At 41.7% G+C, this 20,520-nt stretch carries 16 protein-coding genes and 1 tRNA gene; 7 read left to right on the top strand and 10 right to left on the bottom strand.

Features of this window, described 5'->3' with window-relative positions; genetic code table 11:
* The coding region (locus tag AB7U21_RS03530; RefSeq protein ID WP_428387041.1) for a hypothetical protein at positions 1 to 863 on the top strand (863 nt) is incomplete at its 5' end.
* 7 nt (positions 864 to 870) lie between these two features.
* Positions 871 to 4,266, top strand: a complete 3,396-nt coding sequence (locus AB7U21_RS03525; protein ID WP_428387039.1) for an S-layer protein domain-containing protein — start codon at positions 871 to 873, stop codon at positions 4,264 to 4,266.
* A gap of 2 nt (positions 4,267 to 4,268) precedes the next feature.
* Here the strand turns inward: AB7U21_RS03525 and AB7U21_RS03520 are convergent, their stop codons facing one another.
* From AB7U21_RS03520 to AB7U21_RS03505, 4 genes are read right to left on the bottom strand one after another with little or no spacing between them, the layout of a single operon-like run.
* Complete coding sequence (locus tag AB7U21_RS03520) at positions 4,269 to 5,384, bottom strand: glycosyltransferase family 4 protein (RefSeq protein WP_428387036.1); 1,116 nt, start codon at positions 5,382 to 5,384, stop codon at positions 4,269 to 4,271.
* A gap of 11 nt (positions 5,385 to 5,395) precedes the next feature.
* Complete coding sequence (locus AB7U21_RS03515) at positions 5,396 to 7,327, bottom strand: hypothetical protein (RefSeq protein ID WP_428387034.1); 1,932 nt, start codon at positions 7,325 to 7,327, stop codon at positions 5,396 to 5,398.
* Positions 7,311 to 8,546, bottom strand: coding sequence for a glycosyltransferase (locus AB7U21_RS03510; protein WP_333786858.1), 1,236 nt, complete (start codon positions 8,544 to 8,546; stop codon positions 7,311 to 7,313). Before AB7U21_RS03510 ends, AB7U21_RS03515 begins: the two co-directional genes overlap by 17 nt.
* A 41-nt stretch (positions 8,547 to 8,587) precedes the next feature.
* Positions 8,588 to 9,514 carry a glycosyltransferase family 2 protein gene (locus AB7U21_RS03505; protein WP_428387032.1) on the bottom strand — a complete coding sequence of 309 codons (927 nt, stop codon included), beginning with the start codon at positions 9,512 to 9,514 and terminating at the stop codon, positions 8,588 to 8,590.
* Between the two features lie 185 nt (positions 9,515 to 9,699).
* Here AB7U21_RS03505 and AB7U21_RS03500 point away from each other — a divergent pair, with 185 nt between their 5' ends.
* On the top strand, positions 9,700 to 12,168 hold the full coding sequence (locus AB7U21_RS03500) for a type II/IV secretion system ATPase subunit (protein WP_333786860.1): 2,469 nt from the start codon (positions 9,700 to 9,702) through the stop codon (positions 12,166 to 12,168).
* Positions 12,158 to 14,098, top strand: coding sequence for a hypothetical protein (locus AB7U21_RS03495; protein WP_428387045.1), 1,941 nt, complete (start codon positions 12,158 to 12,160; stop codon positions 14,096 to 14,098). The genes AB7U21_RS03500 and AB7U21_RS03495 overlap by 11 nt, the downstream gene beginning before the upstream one ends.
* Positions 14,099 to 14,137: 39 nt before the next feature.
* Here AB7U21_RS03495 and AB7U21_RS03490 read toward each other — a convergent pair whose 3' ends face one another.
* Positions 14,138 to 14,323 (bottom strand): ATP-binding protein, encoded by a 186-nt coding sequence (locus AB7U21_RS03490; RefSeq protein WP_428387029.1) that lies wholly within the window; start codon positions 14,321 to 14,323, stop codon positions 14,138 to 14,140.
* Between the two features lie 85 nt (positions 14,324 to 14,408).
* Between AB7U21_RS03490 and AB7U21_RS03485 the strand changes: the two genes are divergently transcribed.
* The 3 genes from AB7U21_RS03485 to uppS all read left to right on the top strand — a co-directional run bounded on the left by AB7U21_RS03485 (position 14,409) and on the right by uppS (position 16,883).
* The gene (locus AB7U21_RS03485) at positions 14,409 to 15,464 is read left to right on the top strand and encodes a radical SAM protein (protein ID WP_333786863.1); all 1,056 of its coding nucleotides are present in this window, start codon (positions 14,409 to 14,411) and stop codon (positions 15,462 to 15,464) included.
* Positions 15,465 to 15,582: 118 nt separating this feature from the next.
* Positions 15,583 to 15,894, top strand: coding sequence for a DUF2551 domain-containing protein (locus tag AB7U21_RS03480; RefSeq protein WP_292351187.1), 312 nt, complete (start codon positions 15,583 to 15,585; stop codon positions 15,892 to 15,894).
* Positions 15,895 to 16,001: 107 nt separating this feature from the next.
* Positions 16,002 to 16,883, top strand: coding sequence for a polyprenyl diphosphate synthase (uppS, locus tag AB7U21_RS03475; protein WP_428387043.1), 882 nt, complete (start codon positions 16,002 to 16,004; stop codon positions 16,881 to 16,883).
* A 915-nt stretch (positions 16,884 to 17,798) separates the two neighbouring features.
* Here the strand turns inward: uppS and AB7U21_RS03470 are convergent.
* The 5 genes from AB7U21_RS03470 to AB7U21_RS03450 all read right to left on the bottom strand — a co-directional run bounded on the left by AB7U21_RS03470 (position 17,799) and on the right by AB7U21_RS03450 (position 20,175).
* Positions 17,799 to 17,883, bottom strand: a tRNA-Leu gene (locus tag AB7U21_RS03470).
* A gap of 54 nt (positions 17,884 to 17,937) precedes the next feature.
* A complete protein-coding gene (locus AB7U21_RS03465) occupies positions 17,938 to 18,732 on the bottom strand; it encodes a DNA-directed RNA polymerase subunit D (RefSeq protein WP_333786865.1) in 795 nt (264 codons plus the stop codon).
* Positions 18,733 to 18,762: 30 nt separating this feature from the next.
* Entirely contained in the window at positions 18,763 to 19,143 is a 381-nt protein-coding gene (locus tag AB7U21_RS03460; protein WP_015325326.1) for a 30S ribosomal protein S11, read from the bottom strand.
* Positions 19,144 to 19,155: 12 nt separating this feature from the next.
* Positions 19,156 to 19,716, bottom strand: coding sequence for a 30S ribosomal protein S4 (locus tag AB7U21_RS03455; RefSeq protein WP_333786866.1), 561 nt, complete (start codon positions 19,714 to 19,716; stop codon positions 19,156 to 19,158).
* A 12-nt stretch (positions 19,717 to 19,728) separates the two neighbouring features.
* Entirely contained in the window at positions 19,729 to 20,175 is a 447-nt protein-coding gene (locus AB7U21_RS03450; protein WP_333786867.1) for a 30S ribosomal protein S13, read from the bottom strand.
* Positions 20,176 to 20,520 lie beyond the last annotated feature (345 nt).

Here is a 20,520-nt window from a genome sequence, read left to right as displayed (position 1 = left end):
ATACAACAGTTGACACAACATTAAGGGGAAAGCATACGTTTCTGACATATGTCGATGGAAATGAGATCTCAATAGATATTGAAAAACAGGACCTTAACTGGTACAATGGAACCGATGACCTAAGAATAGAAATTGTTTCCGGTACAGGAAAAACTATATCTTCTGCGATAATTCCTGATGATGGTGATATAACCGACCACCGCGGACTGGGAAAAACTCAGATATCCCATATCAGATCCACCGGACTGAACCGGGGCACATACAAGATAATAGTAGATGCTAGTGATGATACATTGATCAAAAAACTACGAGTATCGAGCAGTAAGCTGGTCGTAGAGAACAATTTGTTCGTATATACCCCTGCAAGATTATTCACCTTGACCGAAGAAGAACAGCCTGTAAGCCTTATGACCCTCCACGAAGAAGGCCTTCAGAAAATAGATATCAGCAATAAGAACACAACCTGCAATGTAACGATCGATAAGATAGCAGTCACGCAACATGCGAAAATAGGACCTTCATCAAGCCTGCAGGAGATCAATATTCCTGCCGGAGACCTGAAGATAGCATCAAAGATATATTTTTCATTTACAGAAGGCTCATATTTCGATCCGGTGAAATGCAGCGTTGTGCCTCTGGAGAATAACTTTGACTGGCTTAAGAAGAACAATGTTGACTATGTAATAATGAAGAACCGATCTGTAACATCTGAGAACGGATGGGTAATAGCTGAAACTGAGTGGAATATCGATGACCTTTATATAAGGAATAATATACTTGGCTTCTCTACGAACATAGAACATCCGGCTGATTCCTCTCAGATAGATATTCCAGTAGACTGGATAAGAATAATCTTAGAGTAGTGGTCACGTGTATAAAAGATACTTATACTTCATTTTATTGATCGCGATCGTCGTCCCTGCTATTGCTTCGGAGGTAAGCGGACCACTTTCTTATGTAAGATACGACGAGAACGGATATACAATAACAGGTGCTGATGCGCCTTCGTTATTGCTCGAAAAAGAGATCTTTTCAATTGATCTCTCGAATGGTACGACCATAGACGCTGATCATTTTTATTATGCCGGGACCCAGGAAGGAAATAAGATCGATTATCTGGGAAATACATACCTGATAGAGAACATCAATGATACTGCTGTTCTATCCACAGAATTGTGGGAAGGTCAGGACATGAAGATCGGGATCCATGAAACGGTCGATCTTCCGGAAGGATATACTCTGAAATGTACAGAGATATCGGATATGGAAGGAAAGGCCACTTTTGTGCTGGAGAACGACAAAAGTATCCTGGATCATTTGAGCATAAAGGAAAACGGTAGCTACAATTACTCACAGACCTATGAAGGAAAAAGTGTAGCGCTTTTCTCTTTTACTGCAGTTGATCTCTTGCATGAGAATGGAAATGACGGAGTAACATTGACAGATATCTCCATAAGGAAAGCAACGGTATTGAGCGATGGTCAGGACCTGTATAAAGATTATATAATAAACCTGGAGGATATCGACTGGGATGGGGACGAAGACATCGTCATACGCCTCAAGCCAGGTCATACTTTTACAATATCTCCTTCATCAGAGACCTCTCTTCTTAACGGTTATATATGCCTGAGAACCGGAGTGGGTTACAACCATTTACTGGACAGGTTAGAGGGTTCTGTTCCATTGGTATCTAATGATGAATATAGAATATATTCATACAACCACAACGATGTAGCAGAACTTGAAGCAGTACTGAACGATCCGTCCTCTGATTCTACATTCGCCATAGCTCCTTATGTGAAGTTCAATGGAATGGGAACCATTACTACTAATGCTTCTGCAGAAACAAGAAGCTCTATGCAATTAAGGGGAAAACATGAAATATACACATATATTCACAATGAGACCCTTAGCCTTTCTGTTTCAAAACATGACCTCAACTGGTACGCAGGAGAAGATGAACTAAATATAAGTGTTTATTTACCCTCTGGAGAAATTGTCGGATCTCTGGTCATACCGGACGATGGACAAAATGCAGCGACCCGCAGAGCAGGAGAAGTCCAGACAGGGATGCTGGAAGTGCCTAGACTGCAGGACGGCATCTACCATATAAAGCTCATATCTAACGATGATATCATAATAGACGAACTGCGCAGTGCACAGGACAAGCTGGTCTTTGACGGAAAGATGTTCGTCCTTTCACCCGGGGACCTGTATGTAGGTTCCAATAAAAGGATCTCGTTAAAATTTATGACCTTACATGAAGAAGGCTTGCAGGAGATAACCATAGAAGGGAATGACCGTACCTACCAAACAAAACTGGATACAAAGAACAAATGGGTAAACATCAGGTTACCCGCATCCTCCTCTCCATATAATATAAAACTACCAAAGGGAGATATTAAAGTCGAATCAGATGCATATTTTGCGTACAATGATGAAGCCTTCTTCAGCAAAGAAGAATGTACTGTTGTCCCCTTGTATGATACCATTAGCAAGGATCAGGAACTAAAAATAGATTATTTTATAGTTCCACCGCAAAAAGAGCAAATCGTATTCTATCCTTACAGGAACACAACCGGTCACGCATATTTTGATCTTTCCAATTATGATAATGAACTGAACACCTGGACATCACCGGGTCTGTTCTATTTTGATATTACAGGAAAAAGAAGCTGGGAGTTCCTGAAGATCGTTCCCGGAGACGACAATATACTGAGTAAAGACGAGATAGTATACGGAAGCCTCCAATATAGCGATCATGATGCTGAAAGTCCCCTGGACAGAACTATTGCATACCTTGGTGAACCCTACTGCATACTGGAAATAGACAATTCATCAGCTTTCCTCTCCAGGATAATGGCTGATATGAACATAAGGGTCAATTCCAGCAAAAAGGTAGAGCTGGGAGATGGAATGACCTTAGAAATGCATACAATAGACCCGGCTGGACATAAGATCAGGCTCTTCCTTTACAGAGAAGGAAAGGTCCTGTCAGATCTTGAGATCAAAGAGAATGACACAGCATCATATAAAGAAGTTATAATGGACAATGAGATCCCATTGGTGAACATTCAATGCAAAGAGATCGTAAAAGGTATTAACAGTTCCAGTGCGCTGCTTAGGATAAATAGGATCAATGGCCATGCCATTGTAATAAAGGACCATGATACGTTCAGAGATGGCTCTACAGCAGAGATCACTGATATCAATGGCGATGGTCTTCAGGATATAAGAATAACACTTGAAGAGAATACTGAGATCCTGCTTGAAAAAGGCAGACCTGTAGCCATTCTTGGAGGATATCTGGCCCTGGAGACCGAAGATAATGGCAAGATCCTGGCCAGTAAAAAAAATGTGCCCAATGATGAGGGTAATTTGAACATTAAAGTACAGTATGGAACCAACTTCTCGTTTACAGAGCCGGTAAAAGAGATACCAATAACTATTGAGAATACCAGCATTAGAACCTTCAATATATATTATAATAAAGACGTGACTGACTTCTCCTTTTTACTAAAGGAATTGAAAAAAATACCAAGTGAGGAAAATGGGATAGAGGGCAACATCCACAGCATATACGACCTGAGCCTTTATCCAGACAATCCTGGCACTATATACATAGAATTCCCTGTGGAAGAACAATGGCTTAAGAACAGAGGACTTGGACCTGAAGATGTTTACATTGGTTACTTCGAAAATGGGAAATGGTCATACGCTGCTCCCAGTAAGATAGGAGAGCAGGAAGAGCACATCATCTTTAGCGTGAACTTAAAAGACCCTGGTATATTCTGCATCCTGGGTCTGCCGAATACTTCAGAAGGATACAACAGGGGTCCTGAAACTATATCTTACATACTCAGATCGATATCTGATGATATTAATGCAAAAGATATGGATCCGGGCAATGAAAATGTGGAAAAATTATCTTCAAAAGCCATAGGCACTAATGTGCCGATCTATATCGTGCTATTCCTTTTCATTGTATGTATAACGATCCTTCTGGCATATGCGAACAGAGATACTTTTACTGAAGATCGTACCCGAAAGGTCCGGAAGGAAGAAAAATATGTAAAGGCAATTGAATTCAATCGTAGCTTATGCCTGACATTGATTGCCATTTTTATGGTTCTGCTGATCACAGAAGAAATATGGCGAGGTTCAATAAGCTCCCACCTGGATACTAATATAATATTGATCTGTGTGATGATCACAGGATCGATCGATCTAGTTGGAAGGATATTCAGGAAGAAAGAGGGACTTTGAGATCAAATGTCTTCAAGAACACGTGTATAAACTTCTGCCGTTTGTTTTGCACACCTTTCCCATGAGAATTGGGCAGCTCTGCATATGCCCCTATGAACAAGAGAAGACCTGAGCACATCATCCTGAAGTAATTGAAGCATGTGGCTGGCCATTTTCTGATGGTCGTCCGGATCTGCAATAATGCATGCATCACCTGCAACTTCAGGCAAAGAGGATACATTGGATGTGATCACCGGGCATCCACATGCCATAGCCTCTATGACCGGAAGTCCGAAACCCTCATAGAAAGAGGGGAAAACGAACATTTTCGCAATGCAATACAACCTGGCAAGATCTTCTGTCGGAACCCTCCCCAGGAAACGCACATCTTTTTCCAGGTTAAGAGAAGCTATCAGAGACATGATACTTCGCCTGTCATGTGCATATTGCGGTTCTCCGGCCTTCAGAAGGATAAGATCCTTTCTTCCGGATATTTTTTTCAACCTGTAGAATGCCTTAATGATGCCTTCTACATTTTTCCGTGGCTGTTCTGAACTAATATGCAGGATATATTCCTTATCTTTTTCAAGACCGTATTTTGACCATATCGAAGAAACATCCTCATAAAGTCTGAACACTGCAGGATCAATACCAAGATAGATGGTGGTCATTTTCTCTTTGGAAATACCATATTTACGTTGCAGATCGCTTGCAGTGGCATCAGAGTCAGTAATGATATGGTCTGCACCTTTAAGGCCCTTATACATCAGTTTGCCCATCATCAGATGCATCCTGCTTGCCGGGTACATCTCATGAATGATATCATGACAGGTTATTACTTTAGGTGCTACCTTAAAAAAAGAAATGTTCTGATTGGTAAGATGATAGAGGTCGTATTTTGGGATGTGACCCTGCATCCGGTAATAAAAAAAAGGATTATTATCAACAAGTGGTATCTTTCTTGTAGCGGCTATGTTCTTCGATGTGGTAAGTTCGCTTAGAGTGAACTGTCTGGTATCAAAGAACACGTGATCTATATCCATCTGGCCTTTAATAGCTTCGAATAGGGAAAATGCATAATTCCCTATACCTGTATAAGGTTGGGCAGTGTTGATCATACCTATGGTCGTATAAATCACCTTCTGAACGATCACATGAACATATTAGAACTGTCAGTAACCCTATACAACTGCAATTCAAAGTTTCTGGTCACTATATTTGCAGGTCTTTTCATAAGCTGGCGCGCTATGGAATAATCCATATCGTAAACATCTGCTTCCCTGTGAGGATAATGGTTCAGGTCCACTGTAACCTCGAGCTGTTCCAAAGTGACAGCCTGAGTGTAAAAAAGCTCCAGCTCCACAGGGTTGAAATATTTATCCAGAGAGGTTGCTTCATTTGTAAGTATATATACTGTATCAAAACTGGAAATGTTGAGATCATTTTTAAGCTTTCCAACAGAGTCAGCATCCCACCAGAGAGCTGGCTTTGAGTACACAAAAAAAAGAGGATCTGCCATTTTATACGAACCTGCAGCATATCTGTCTACAAGTACCAGGTCATTAGGACCAACGCGGTCAGCAATATTCCCTACGTTTGCTATCATTCCCTGGTTTTCAGAGAAGAACAGGATGGGATAAGCAGTATAAATATTCAGTATCATGACCAGGGACATAAGGCACATGTACAAGGTTTTCTTTTTTGACAGATCATGTATCAGAACAGACATAAGTAAAAAAGCTCCTGGTATGGTTGTAGCTACATACCTCCTGAGGAACCAGGGCTGGTCCAGGGTAATGAAAGGAGAAATAAGGTAAAGAAAGCCAGGAAGCATAAAGAAAATCACAAGAAGCTGTTTTCTGGAACTGATATCCCTGCGGATCACAGATACGATGAAAACCAGGAAAATGGAGATCAATGGCAACTGAAGGTTATACTCAGATAATGCCATATATACGAATTCGGGAAAATGATATCTGATAGCCGTTCTGTCCATAGATGCTGCTTCTGTAGAAGATGATATCACACCGCCTGAAAAATGGTTCAGGACAGCATCTATGACCCCGAGATATCTCGTCTGCATAAAAAAGTAATAATAAAGTAGCAATGCTGAAGTCAGTAAAAATACGAACCAGAATATTACAGGGAAATATTTATTCAGGAAATAGGATCTGTCGTGTTTTCTGATACCCGAAAAATGATCTAGGCCAATATTGTTAGTTCCCTTTTGGTTCGATGAAACAAAGCGCTTAGATGACAAGTCATATAGTAAAAAGAGAAAATAGAAACCAAAAAGTATCAAACCTTCTATACGTACAAAGGGTAGCATCCCGAAAGATAACATCGATGAAATATAGTAGATATTCTGTTTGCGCTGCAGCAGATACAGGCAGCACAGTACTCCAAACCAGAAGAGGGCCATGAAGAATATCTCGGTCACAGTCTGTCTTGAGAACCAGATCAGAGGATATGTAGCCGAAAAGGTCAGCACAGCTCCCAGACCAACATAAGAATTCCTCAGTTCTTTTCCGATCAGATAGATACTTACAAGCCCTATGAACAAAGGAAGAAGATTACTGAATTGTATACCTTGTATACCGAAAAGACTGTAATAGATCGCTACCCAGGAAATATACCCGAAATGGAACTGGGAAATCAGTTTTCCATCACTGGTCGTGATGTAATTGTTCGGAGACAGAAAACGTGGTATGAGATCATTCATAGCAGAATCTATGAGCAACGTATGATGCTCTGCCAGATAGATAGCATTGGTTGAATAGATACCTGGATCCCGGCCTCCGTAGAATGTATCATGGAAATACAGAGAAGTAAAGATGGAAAAGAGCAGAATAAATAAGATTGCAATGATGTTCTGTTTGGACGTACCATTATTAGCACGATATTTGTGAAAATAGAATGTGGAAACAGCTGTTATCAACAGTAGTACTGCTGAGAGTATCGGTTTGTAAAAAAGAGAGAACATAGCCAGCAAATTAGCAGCCCATGCGATACATACGAACCATAGTGAAAGAACAATGAACTGATATTCAAACTTAGGAGTAGTTTCATCCTTTAACTGCACTATAAAGCACCTCCGTATAAAGGTGGGAAACCTTATCCCAGCGATACTCATCGAACATGGATCTACCGTTAGCACCTATCTTAGTCCTTAAAACAGGATCAGAAAGTAAAAGAATTATCCTGTCGGCCATAGCTTCCCAGTCTTTTTCCGGAACCTTGAATCCATTCGACCCATCAGTAATGGTCAGACCAGGACCACCTGAATCAAATCCTACAACTGGTTTTCCATAGCTCATTGCCTCCAGAGCAGGCATACCCAAACCCTCTGCGTTTCCCCATTTATCGGTAATAGAAGGTATTACATATACATCGCATGCTTCATACAATAAAGGGAGATCTTCGTTCGGGAGCAGACCCGTAAATAGCACATTATGTTCAAGATGATAGCTTTTGACAAGAGATTCCAGCATACTACGCTCCGGACCTTCTCCCCCTATGACCAGCAGAGCATCCGGGTGGACAGATGCGATCTTGCTCATCGCCCTGATCAAAAAAGATGTACCTTTAAGAGGTATCAATCTGTGTACAGTGAATATAGTAGGCCTGTCCGACAAGCACAATTTTCGTTTAAAGTTTTCCAGAAATGTTGAACAATGCTTGATAGGATAATTACTGCCAACCGGAAATACTGATACTCTGTCAGGATCTACATCAAAGGTCAAAGCACAAGCTTTAGTGTATTCACTGATAGCTATTATTGCATCGTGTTTATCGAGAATGTATTTAGCCAGCGGTCTTAATCTGAACCTTTTAAGGAATACCAGATCTGTGCCATATACTTTCAGAACAGAAGGGATACCTGATATCTGGCGGTATACTGCAGAAACAAAGCCAGCGGGGAATGCCCAGTTAGAAAAGATAAGTTTAGCTTTCTTTTTCTTTTTTAGCTTATGGAGATTTAAGAACATAAAAAATAACAGGCTGAGCATCAAAAGAGAATTGAGCAGATATTGCAATAAAACACCAATTGTAGAACTGGATTTCTCATGGGGAAGGAAATTACCATATCCCAGTGATTCATATCGTTCAGGTGCGTACCTGAATCTATATACTTCAATACCGTCGATTGTTTCATAAGTTTTGGACCCTTTCACATGAGGGCATAAGATAACTGGGAGTAAGCCATCTTTCACGAACTCTTGCCCTAATTCCAGTATCCACCGGGCCTTATAATCATCTTTGTCCCTGGGAAAAGATGATGTTAGTACAATTATATTCATGCTGGATCGTTGCAACATCTTTTCATCAAGCTAGATTGCAATTATTCCATCTCTATTTTCTTTAAACGGTATAATATCTCTTCTTCGCGTATCCTCTGGTATTTCAGCATATCGGCTATCAGACCGAACACAAGGATCTGCAGACCAGTTAAGCATAGCATGGTCGTAAGTATTGCGTACGAGATATTTGGGACCACAACTCCGGTTTTTATGAATTGCACCAATACCGTTACTCCGGATAGCGCAGCAACGACCAGAAACACAAAACCTATGGAAGCAAAGACCTTCATAGGTTCATAATCACGATAGGTGCGTAGTATCACAGCAGTAGCACGCTGAGCATAATGGAAAATCCCTGACATTAGTCTTGAATGACCGTCTCTTTTTCTGAATTCAATAGGGATCTCTACCAAGGTAAGGTTATGGTTAACAGCCTGCATGATCGTTTCCTGGACATAAGTATAGTCAGCCAGAATATTCATCCTTAGTGCAGCATCTCTTGTGAAAGCTCTGAAACCCGTTTGTGCATCTGTCACGGGGTAGCCGGAAGCCATGCGTGTCACACGCGTAGCTAGAATATTCCCAATTTTCTTCTGGAGAGGCATGTATTCAATGTGCCCCCTGAATCGGGAACCTAATACGATATCAGCTTTGCCTTGAAGAATAGGAGCTACCAGATCTGGAATTTGATTTTGGTTATATTGGAAATCTGCATCAGTGTTCACAATTATATCTGCGCCTCTTTCCAGACATGCTTCAAGACCTTTACGGAAAGTTAACGCAAGTCCACGGTTCTCCTTTTGGGAAACAATGTGATCCGCACCTGCTTCTAAAGAGACTTTTACAGTAGAGTCCGTGGATCCATCGTTAATGACAAGGACTTCTACCTTATCTATGCCCTCAATTTTCCGGGGTATCTCTTTGATCACTTTTTGAATGGTTTTTTCTTCATTGTAGGCTGGAATCATCACAATGAGCTTCATGGGATGATTATATAAAATTAATAGAATAAATAATCTTGCTTGCAGATATGCACCTGATGATACAGATGACAGGAATTTTTTCCGGCTGGTAATCCGCCGGACTCATAGAAAAGCTTTTGTATGTAAATACCGATAGTGCATGCAAATAAATATACTAAAGATGTGTATAAATGAGTCACAAATTACATTTCTTGCTCACAGGAACTGGGACCAAAGCAAACAACAGATTGAAACAAGCCTTAAAATCATTCCATGATCCTGAAAATGAAAAGATACCGGTAAATATCAAGCAACTGATCACTTCTATAACACATGAGAAGAACGAAATAGAAAGTAAAGAGTGCACGTATAGAGTAAAGAAAACCAGGGATACAAGCTCCATAATCATTGAATGTTCGGACTGTAACGAAGACTCCACACTAAATAACCCCATATGCAGATCAAATATCTTTAACATCCTGCTCAAAGAAGCAATAACAGAAAGACTTGTAATATCAAATCTTTATGACAGGGAATACGATGGAAAGATTCTCCAGAAAATTTACTCACTTGCCCGTCTGGAAGATCATCTGCGAACATATGAGAACATGGAAACTGTTTCCTTCAATTGCAGATACGATTCAAAGGATACCTGCAAAAAGAACAGAAATGAAGAAATGGAGAAAATTATAAATTCAGCAAAAGGATCGCCATTTAAAGCCTATAGGAATACTGAAAAGATCATCAAACAACTAACATGTGAAGCTGAAAAGGTAACTCATCCGGAGTGCAATGAATGTATAGGGATTTTTCAGGAAACATTATATGATATAATCAGAAGGATGAGCCCCTTCGTGAACGATCTTTTTTGTGAGCCTGATGGAACTTTTGATCATGAGAAAAATCTGCAGCCATACGTACGGCCTTTGTTCTCCACATCCCGTATTTATACCGAACCACCAGTGAATACTATTTTTATAGAATGCTATGACGTGCAGAGAGATGACGGAAGGAAATTACCCATATCTATATATGAATTTACAGACAAACCCGAAAAACTCTATGTCGTAAACCCTGCTGAATACAACATGCAGCCTGAGGAACTTCTGCTCATTGACAACGTCCGGGACCGTATGATCAAACATAGACCGGAAGATATGAATTTTGCAGATCCCGCCCTTTCAAGGGAATATTTCCGCAGGCTTTGTAAGAGATTGCTGCGTGAAGAGGCAAGGGATAAAAAAGTGGTTTTGTCACCTTCTCAGCTGGACATGTATTCTGACCTGCTGGCAAAATACACAACGGGACTTGGGATCCTGGAAGACCTGTTATCTGATGGAAGGGTGACCGACATATATGTTAATGCTCCTGCAGATCGGAATCCTGTACATGTGGTGATGAATGGGGAAGAATGTACTACTAATATATTTCTGTCCCAGGAAGAAATGGATTCCATGGTCTCGAGGTTCAGGACGATAAGTGGAAGACCTTTCGGAGAAGCGACCCCTGTTCTTGAAATGGCGCTCCAGGAGTACGGAGTACGTGTTTCAGTGATAGGAGACCCATTGAGCGCAAAAGGAATGGCCTATGCTTTTAGAAAACATGCAAAGGCTCCCTGGACACTGCCTAAACTGATCAATACCGGTGCTATCACCCCTCTCACAGCAGGTCTGCTCAGCTTCATGATGGATGGACATGCATCAGTGCTGATCGCCGGGGGAGTAGGAGCCGGGAAAACGTCCCTGTTATGTGCCATGCTTATGGAAATGCCTCAGAGATACAGGATACTGACCATAGAAGACACACCGGAAATACCTCTTGAACAATTGCAGAAACTGGGGTGGAAAGCACAGGGCCTCAATGCCCAGTCCTCTATAGTGAGATCCAGTATTGAGATAGACCCGGCCACAGCCCTGCGTGCATCCCTGCGGCTTGGCAGTTCATCTCTTGTAATAGGTGAAGTGAGAGGACCGGAAGTCGCAATGCTGTATGAAGCAATGCAGGTGGGTACAGCAGGTAATTCTGTGATCGGGACCATACATGGTGCATCCACAAATGCGGTATATGAGAGAATAGTGCATACCCTTGGAGTGCCTCCTGCCTCGTTCAGGGCTACAGATGCCGTAATAGTATGTTCAAATACCCGCATAGCAGGCAGTATGGCAACAAAACGTAAAGTGATACAGATAGCGGAAGTGAACGAAGTGTGGGATCCTGATAATACATACAGTGTCTTCTCTGACATCCTCACTTTTGATGCCTCGGTCAATTCACTGGTACCAACAGACCTGCTTGATAGAGGACAGTCTGCATTGATAAGGAAAATTGCAAGAAAATGGGGGATATCCGTGGATGAAGCTTCAAAGAACATCCGTATACGCGCAAACATGAAGCTTAAAATGGCGGAATACGGAAAAACAGACGCGGCATTCGTTGAGGCTGAAATGGTATCTGCCTCTAATAACATGTTCTGGATGTTCATGGAAAAGGAAAAAGAGATCGCTGGCAAGCCAGACATGCAGCGCGTATATGACAAATGGTGTGCATGGCTGGAACAGATCATAGCGACAAAAAATGAAAAACTGTCTGCTGCAACAAGAGACAAAATGCCATATTCCAGTTCATTGGCCCAGGAAGTACAGGGTGGCAATGATGCATGATAATAACTGGTACTACAGGGGATGCAAGTTCACATGGAGATACCTCTCCGGATATATAACAGATCATGGGGAATTCAAGAAGAAAAGTGAAAAAGCAGTAAGCCAGGAATATATGAACGCCCTTGTTTATACAGGGTTTGACCTGGAACCTTATGAAACGACACTTTTTTCCTATATAGGATCAGCCAGTCTGTTCATTCTTTTCCTGTTGACGGACGCGTTATTTTTCAGGTTCACTTCAACTTCATCAGGCATTCTTATATTAATCGTTATTATAAGCCTGATCCTGCCTGTCGCAGCATTGTGGTATCTCAGTGAATATGTGAAGATACATGCCAGATACATGAAGATAACATCATTAGGAGACATGCCTGAAGTAATGAGCTATGTAGTAATGTCAATGAAGATAGTGCCTAACATGGAAAAAGCCGTACATTTTGCCGCAGAGAACTCAAACAGGCCCCTTGCCAGGGATCTGAAAAAGATGCTATGGAACCTCCACTTACGAGTATATGCCGGCATGGATGATGCTGTAGTTCAGTTCTCGGAAATGTGGGGTAAGAACAGTGAACATTTCAAAAGGTCATTGCATCTTATCAGAAGCTCCATGAGCGAAACTGATCCTGCACAACGCACTTTTACATTGAACCGGTCTTTGGATATCATACTGGAAGGAACTCGTAACCTTATGGAGAGCTATGCTGCAAAACTAAAACTTCCTACGTATGTACTGTACTCCATATTCATCCTTATACCTCTCGCCCTGGTAGCGTTGCTGCCTGCAATGGCTGTTGTTGGGATACGCATCACAAGTACTAACCTCATACTGACATATGATATACTATTGCCTTTGATCACATTCATGTATGCAGAATATGTGCTTATGCAAAGACCTGCAGCATTCGTACCTCAGAAAATATCAGACACACACCCTGAACTGGAGGGGCTGCCATCAAAAAAGAAAAAGGAACTTGTTATGGCATTAATTACCGGAAGTGCTGTATGTGGCCTGGGATACATATTGTTGTATGCCGGAAATCCTTATGGCATCATTTCAACAGCTGTGCTTGAAGGAGTTGTACCTACTGCACTGCTGGTATTGGTAGGTATAAGTATTACGTTCTCATGGTATCTGAATGCTGCATATGGCCCATACAAGAGAATAAGGGACAAGATAATAGCTATGGAAAACGAGTTTTCCGATGCTCTGTTCATCCTGGGCAGGAGAATATCGGAAGGCAGGTCTGCAGAAGAGGCTTTTATACACACTGCTGCCAATATGAAAGGGGCATCCATCAGCGAGCCTTTCGAGAAAACCGCTGTGAACATCTCATGTATGAGATGTGACCTGTACAGCGCGATATTCGATGACGAGTATGGTGCATTTAAAAATGTGTATTCTGAAAGGATAAACACGACTATGAAACTGTTCCTGGAAAGCGTGCATAAGAGCCACGAAGCTGCTGGTGTGGCCATAGTGAAGCTAGCCGATCATATGACAGACCTGCAGGAGGTGGAAAGACGCATAAAGGAATCATTGTACGAGATGACATCTACGATGAAGTCTACTGCGTGTATCTTTGCTCCGCTTATAGCAGGGGTGACAATTGCACTCTCCGAAGTGATCGCAAAGATCCTTCAGAACGTAGCACATAGTATATCGAAACTGCCCCCGAATGTGATCCCTGGGCCTGCGGATATCTCACCCGAGAGCCTGGAACTTTCCATAGGACCAAACATGTTCATGCTGTCAATAGGCATATACCTTATTCTTATCACAATGATCCTTGTACGATTCTCAAATGCCATCGAATATGGAGGAGATAAGAGCCAGATGATGTACGAACTCTCCAGAGCACTGCCTATATCAGTAATTATGTTCTCTGCATCGGCAATTGCTTCAAGGATAATATTCAGAGGCTTTATCTGAGGAAAAGCTGTAACTGTTATTCTCAAATCAGAAACAACACTATTCCATATAGATCAGGGCTTTGTTGGGACAACACTGCACACAAAGCATGCATCTGTTACATAGGTCATGATCGATCTTTGGCCTGTCGTCGGTTGTTCTTTTAAGAGCAGAGGTCGGACAAACGGTCCTGCACCTCCCGCATTTTTTGCAGCCGCAAACTACTATGTATCCTTTGCTCAACACCACATAATAGGCAAAGAGATAAAGGTATTTAAGGCAAATGGACTAAACAATAGATATATATGATAAGATCTATGGTTGCGCCACTATGCTGAACATATCTGAGGGAGAAGCGGGTTCCCGTTATACATATCTTTCCAGAGGCTGTAAATTATGCCAGGAAGGAGCAAAAATGGTACTTTTTATTACCGGTATTTGTGGAAAGAACTGTTTCTATTGCCCTATTTCTGATGAAAGGAAAAAAGACATTACTTTTGCAAATGAAAGAACGGTTAACTCCGACATGGATATAATAGAAGAAGCAAAACAGATGGGAGCACTTGGTACGGGGATCACCGGCGGGGAACCGTTGCTTGAACCTGAGAAAGTGTTCAGATATATCAAAGTGCTCAAATCGGAATTCGGAAAAGAGCATCATATTCATCTCTACACTGCTCTGCCTTTGGATGATAATATACTGGAACAGCTTGCAACTGCTGGCCTTGACGAGATAAGGTTCCATCCACCTGCAGATATCTGGAACAGTAATATGGAAAATTACGCAAGTTCCATAAAAAAAGCTATGAATACAGGAATGGAAGCGGGTCTGGAGATCCCGGCCATAGAGGGGGCACAAGAAGTGGCCAGGATGGCAAATGAAGTGGGTTGCTTTCTCAATCTGAATGAGCTTGAGTTCTCAGATACAAATTCTCAGGGAATGAAACTCAGAGGTTATAAACTGCAGGACGAGATCTCAAATGCTGTAGATGGCTCATATAAGATAGGCATAGAGATATTAAAGACCACTGAAAAAGGACACTTATGCACTTCCCGGTATAAAGATGCTGTACAGCTTAGAAGAAGGCTGCTGCGCATAGCTGAAAGAACAGCCAGGGAATTTGATGAGTTGACAGAAGATGGAACCCTGATCTATGGCGTAATAACATGCAACAGAGAGGAAAAGTCTGCACAGCATATGGCCGAGTTGTTGTTGTTATCAGGTGTTCCTGAAGAGTTGTTCCAGGTGGATAAAGAAGAGATACATATCGCTGCCTGGATACTTGAAGAGATAAAAATGGATATATCAGCAGATGTAAAAGAAATGTGTATCATTGAAAAATATCCATTTCCCGGTGGGATGGTAGTAGAAAAGATCCCGCTCTAAAACCCAAATTATATATGCAAGAATGATATACGTACTTCCAGTTTGGCTACCAATATCAGTTTAATTTATATAAATCACAATAACTTTATAACCTTAAATCGCATATAAAAAAAACGAGGTGTTTGTACTGGAAACGATAGAGGACCGCGTTAGGGAGAGGCTCATAAAATATCTCAGCAGAGATGATACCGGTATTCGTAAAGTGGTATTGCAGCTTTTTCTTGAAGGGGACAAGTTCACAACCGGTGATGTGTACGGGTACCTGAATAAAACTGATTTCAACGTAAGCTACAGGGGAGTTTCTGCCATGGTCGGTTTAATGAACACAAGACTTGGGATCCTAAGCATCGACGTGACTGGAGATCATAACATATATCTTCTCAAAGAGGATTACAGGAATGTTGTTCGTTCAGTACTTGAGAACTATTAAAAAAGAATATTGCAACACCTCAAAGTAATCTTTTTATACAATAGATGCAAATAATTTTTGTGGTTTGATGTGCTACGAAAGGTAGAAAAAACTAGGCAGGGATTTTTATATTAAAATACATAAACGATATTACCTATCGTGCATATGAGCGCCTTCTTTCAAAAGAAGTTGCACATTTGGATGTACCTGAGCATATTGCAATTATCATGGATGGGAACCGCAGATATGCTAACAGGGTTGGTAAATTGACCAACTATGGACATGTGAGAGGTGCCAGTGTAACTGAAAAAGTGATCGAGTGGTCCTATGAGGTAGGCGTCAAACAACTTACAGTCTATGCATTTTCTACAGAGAACTTTAACAGGTCTGCAGATGAAAAACAAAAGCTATTCGAACTTATTGGCCTGAAATTCGATGAGCTCTGCCAGGATGAGCGCACCCATAAAAGAAAAATGCACATCCGAGCTATTGGGGACCTCCAGAAACTTCCTTCCAGTTTGAGATGCTCCATCAAAGAAGCTGAGAGATGCACGGCAAACTACGATCAGTTTTATCTTAACGTAGCTATTGCCTATGGCGGCCGGCAGGATATAATCCAGGCAGTACGCAAAATTGCAGAAAAGATCGATAAAGAGCAACTAGACCCTGAAGATATAACCGAAGGTACTATTGCTGATCACCTCTATCCTGTTGCGGGAGATCCTGTCCCCAATGTTGATCTTATTATCCGTACTGGCGGAGATGAGCGGGTATCCAATTTCCTTCCCTGGCAGACATCTGGTAATGAATGTGCCACATATTTTTGTGCTCCATTTTGGCCGGAGTTCAGGAAGATCGATCTTCTGCGTTCCATTCGTATATACCAGGAGCGTCTTCAGGAAAAGAAGCTGGTAATGATGAAGAGGAATGCTATTTTTCTCAAGACTTTAGAGAAAAAGGATACTGAAATGATCCACAGCTGCCCTGCTAACAGCGTGCGTGTTATTTGAACCGGATACTTTTTTGATCGAGCTGTCTTATCCAGACGTAGAGTTTACTATATGAATGATAGTATCCGAATAAGGCAGTTTAAATGAATTTGAGGCATTTAGTTCTTTAACTTCTATAAAAGCCTGGATTTTCTTTCCACTGCAAAGAAGGACAAAGACAAGAACAGTGGTATTAACCACAACTGTGGCACGAATCGTGCCCACCAGGATGATGGATTAATTAAAACTGAGATCATCAGAAATACTACTATGAACGATAGTATTGATCTAAATTGGTTCTTTAACATACAATACCCATTTGATCTCAAAAATTGAAGTAAATTGAATATACAAAGTACTATTGCACCACTAAAGAGAGGGCCGAATCCACTTAATCGTACATCAGGTGTCTGGAAGGCTTGAAGATCTTCGACATTAATGACAAATGGAATCCTATATGTAGAATTAGTGACCCCTGTCACCGAATGAGAAAAGACGGAACGAAATAGATTACCAAAAGGATTTGTATTTTGAAAATCAGATGGGTTATTCAGCATTAATATGTCAAAATCTGAACCGAATACAGGATAAAGAGGAGTTCCATGGTCTATATAATTTGTGACATATGGATCAAATCCAACAATAAATATACTAATAAAACTAAGAAACAGGTATTTTAAAATAAGCAATGAATTATCTTTTTGGTAAATGAAAGTCCAAACCATAAATCCCAGTGAAATTATAAAAACATAGATAAGTCCTAAAAATTTTACGTTTATTGCAAGAATGATCGTCGATATGGAACAATAAAGCTGCGACAAAAACTAAGTTTTGTGACGCAAGTATTAATAAAAACTCTGCCAGTTCGTACCTATTACCTAAGTATTTTGACACATGGCAACAAGATCCCATGTAAACAACTTCATATATTATAGATGCGGGGGATGGGATTCGAACCCACGAACTCCTACGAGACTAGGCCCTCAACCTAGCGCCTTTGACCTAGCTGGGCGACCCCCGCACATAGGGAAAGAACAATATAGGAGATAGCAACCTCCTATATTAATCTGTTGGCTCAGAGCGTAGACAGGATATCAGCCAGACTTGTAGCCTTATCCTTGATGACATTACCTGCATTCAAGATCAATTCCTTTGTGCTATAAGAGCCATCAGATTCCATCATGAAGATGAAAGAATGCCCATCAACTTTGACATCTATGGCATCAATATCACAAACCCCTTCACATAACCTGCAAAGAGTGCATTTGAACATATCCTCCTGAGAGATCTCAGCACTGCTAGCACCCATCTTAATGATGTTAACAGGACACTCAGTTACACATGCGCCACAGAGGTCACAACCACTGAACTCGACCTTTGGCATATTCTTGTACCCGCATGCTACACCTGCCTGCCATCGGGAATGTTTACTACCATAGCCCATCTGAGCTATCGCTTCAAGAACGATCTTCTGCCCTTCCCGAAGATCTGCGATCGGAATGTTAGGATCAGCAGGCTGCACCTTATCATCAGAGGACACAAGATCCTGAGAATAAACTATTCCAGGGCCTTCTGCACTGAGAGTAAGAGAAACCTGACATGCCGGACAAAAGTCGCCACAATTACATTCCTCTTTAGGAACAAAATCCTCCATATTCGAAGTAAGAGGGATAAGTGCCAAGCGTAAGCCAAGCTGCTCATCATACAAAACCGAGGTATTGTTATAGATGTTTACCTCGGTAATAGCGATCGTAGGTACATCTGCCAGAGCAGCCCTGCGAATACCATTTGCAAATGCAGCTGTTGTGTTTGATAATACAAACTTTGCAGACCTATCGGAGAGTTCCAGTATGTCTACTTCCATCGTCATATGCTTGTTTCCTTTATCTAAACAGAGAGATCATACACGTCTTCCGCCTTTTGGACGAGTACCATCATGAGGTACAGGCGTTACATCTTCTATCCGTCCGATTTTAATGCCTGCTCTGGCAAAAGCCCTGATAGCAGCTTGAGCACCGGGACCCGGACTCCTCTGCTTGTTACCGCCGGGAGCACGCACTTTTATGTGCACACCTTCAATGTTCTTGTCTTTGAGTGTATCAGCGAGCTGGCTTGCCATTTGCATTGCAGTGTAAGGAGAGCTTTCATCGCGTGCTGCCTTTACAACCATCCCACCGGAGGATTTTGCAATTGTTTCGGCACCAGTCATATCGGTAATAGTGATGATAGTATTATTGAATGAGCTCTTGATGTGAGCAACACCCCATGTTCCATTTGCCATATTTACACCTCCTTAATCATGCCCTGCAATGGATTTAGCTACCTGTGCAGGTCTTTCCGGATGGGTTTCATCAAGCAGAGGAGAAGTTCCATAATAATCGATGAGCATTTCCTGTTCCTTGGTGACCATCATTCCAGGTACTGTAACTTTTTGACCATTGATGGCAATGTGACCATGAGTAATGAACTGTCGTGCCTGCTTTGGAGTACGGGCGAGTCCGAGCCTGTGTACCTGGGTTTGCAGCCTGCGCTCCAGAAGGGCACTGGTCTTAAGTCCAAGAATATCATCGATATTTGAATCAGCTTTCAATATGGAATAGCTTGTAAGCCTTTCGAGGATCTGTTCAGCTTCAAGTTTGAAATGACCGGACATCTGTTCTGTTTCTCCAGACTCTGCCAAAAGCCTGCGAGCATCTGCCCTGAACCGCCTGAGAATACTCTGTGCTTTCCACAATTCCCTTTTGTTACGAAGTCCATAGGTCTTGATGAGCTCGACCTCTTCAGCCATCCTGGCAGCCTGCCATGGATGCTTAGGCGTATCATAACTTTTTCTCTTCTTTCCTGGATATCCCATAAGATCACCCTATCATTTCTTCTTGCTTACACCAATAGTGCTGCCACGCCTACCGGTGGACTTTGTTCTCTGACCCCTTACCTTAAGACCGCGCTCGTGACGTATACCACGGTAGCACCTGATCTTTTTAAGAGTGTTCAGATCTTCCCTCAATGTAAGCAGGATATCCTGTCCGAGAAGATGCTTGTTCTCCCCGGTCACAAGATCTTTCCGTCTGTTTAGCATCCATGTAGGCATGGACTGCTCAAAACCACTGATAGCCTGATCAAGCTTTGCAATATCCTCATCAGGCAGATAACCAATTACTGCCAATGGGTCGATACCAGTGCTTTCCACAAGGATCCTTGAGGTTCGTCTTCCGATACCAGGAATACCGGTTAATGCGTACTCAACAGGCATTTCACCTTTGAGGTCAGTATTCATGATACGGACTAGATGTCTTATTTCTTCATCTGCCATAATTTATGTCCTCCTTAGGGATACGTTGTATCCTGTAGCCCCGGCACATTTGCCGGCACTCCCCGCGAAGGGGTGGACTGCATATCCTAACGGAATATAAACTGATGGCGCAGATAATACTGTATCGTATATAATCCTATTGCTGTTTGGGGTAATGATTAATTCCCGGCGAAAAATGGCCAATAGTACCTAGTGTAAACCGTTATTAATATATAATTAAATAGTATAATATTTAGCTGGATGAATGACCATTCCAAGTAAAGCCCGAAAAAACGACCAGTTTTCTTTACTTAGAGTGGTGCTTTAGGAGATGGTTACAGTTGTATAAATTCCTTAAACTGATCA

The organism is Methanomethylovorans sp. (genome assembly GCF_050177135.1).
Taxonomy (GTDB): domain Archaea; phylum Halobacteriota; class Methanosarcinia; order Methanosarcinales; family Methanosarcinaceae; genus Methanomethylovorans.
This window is presented reverse-complemented; position numbering and strand designations above follow the sequence as displayed.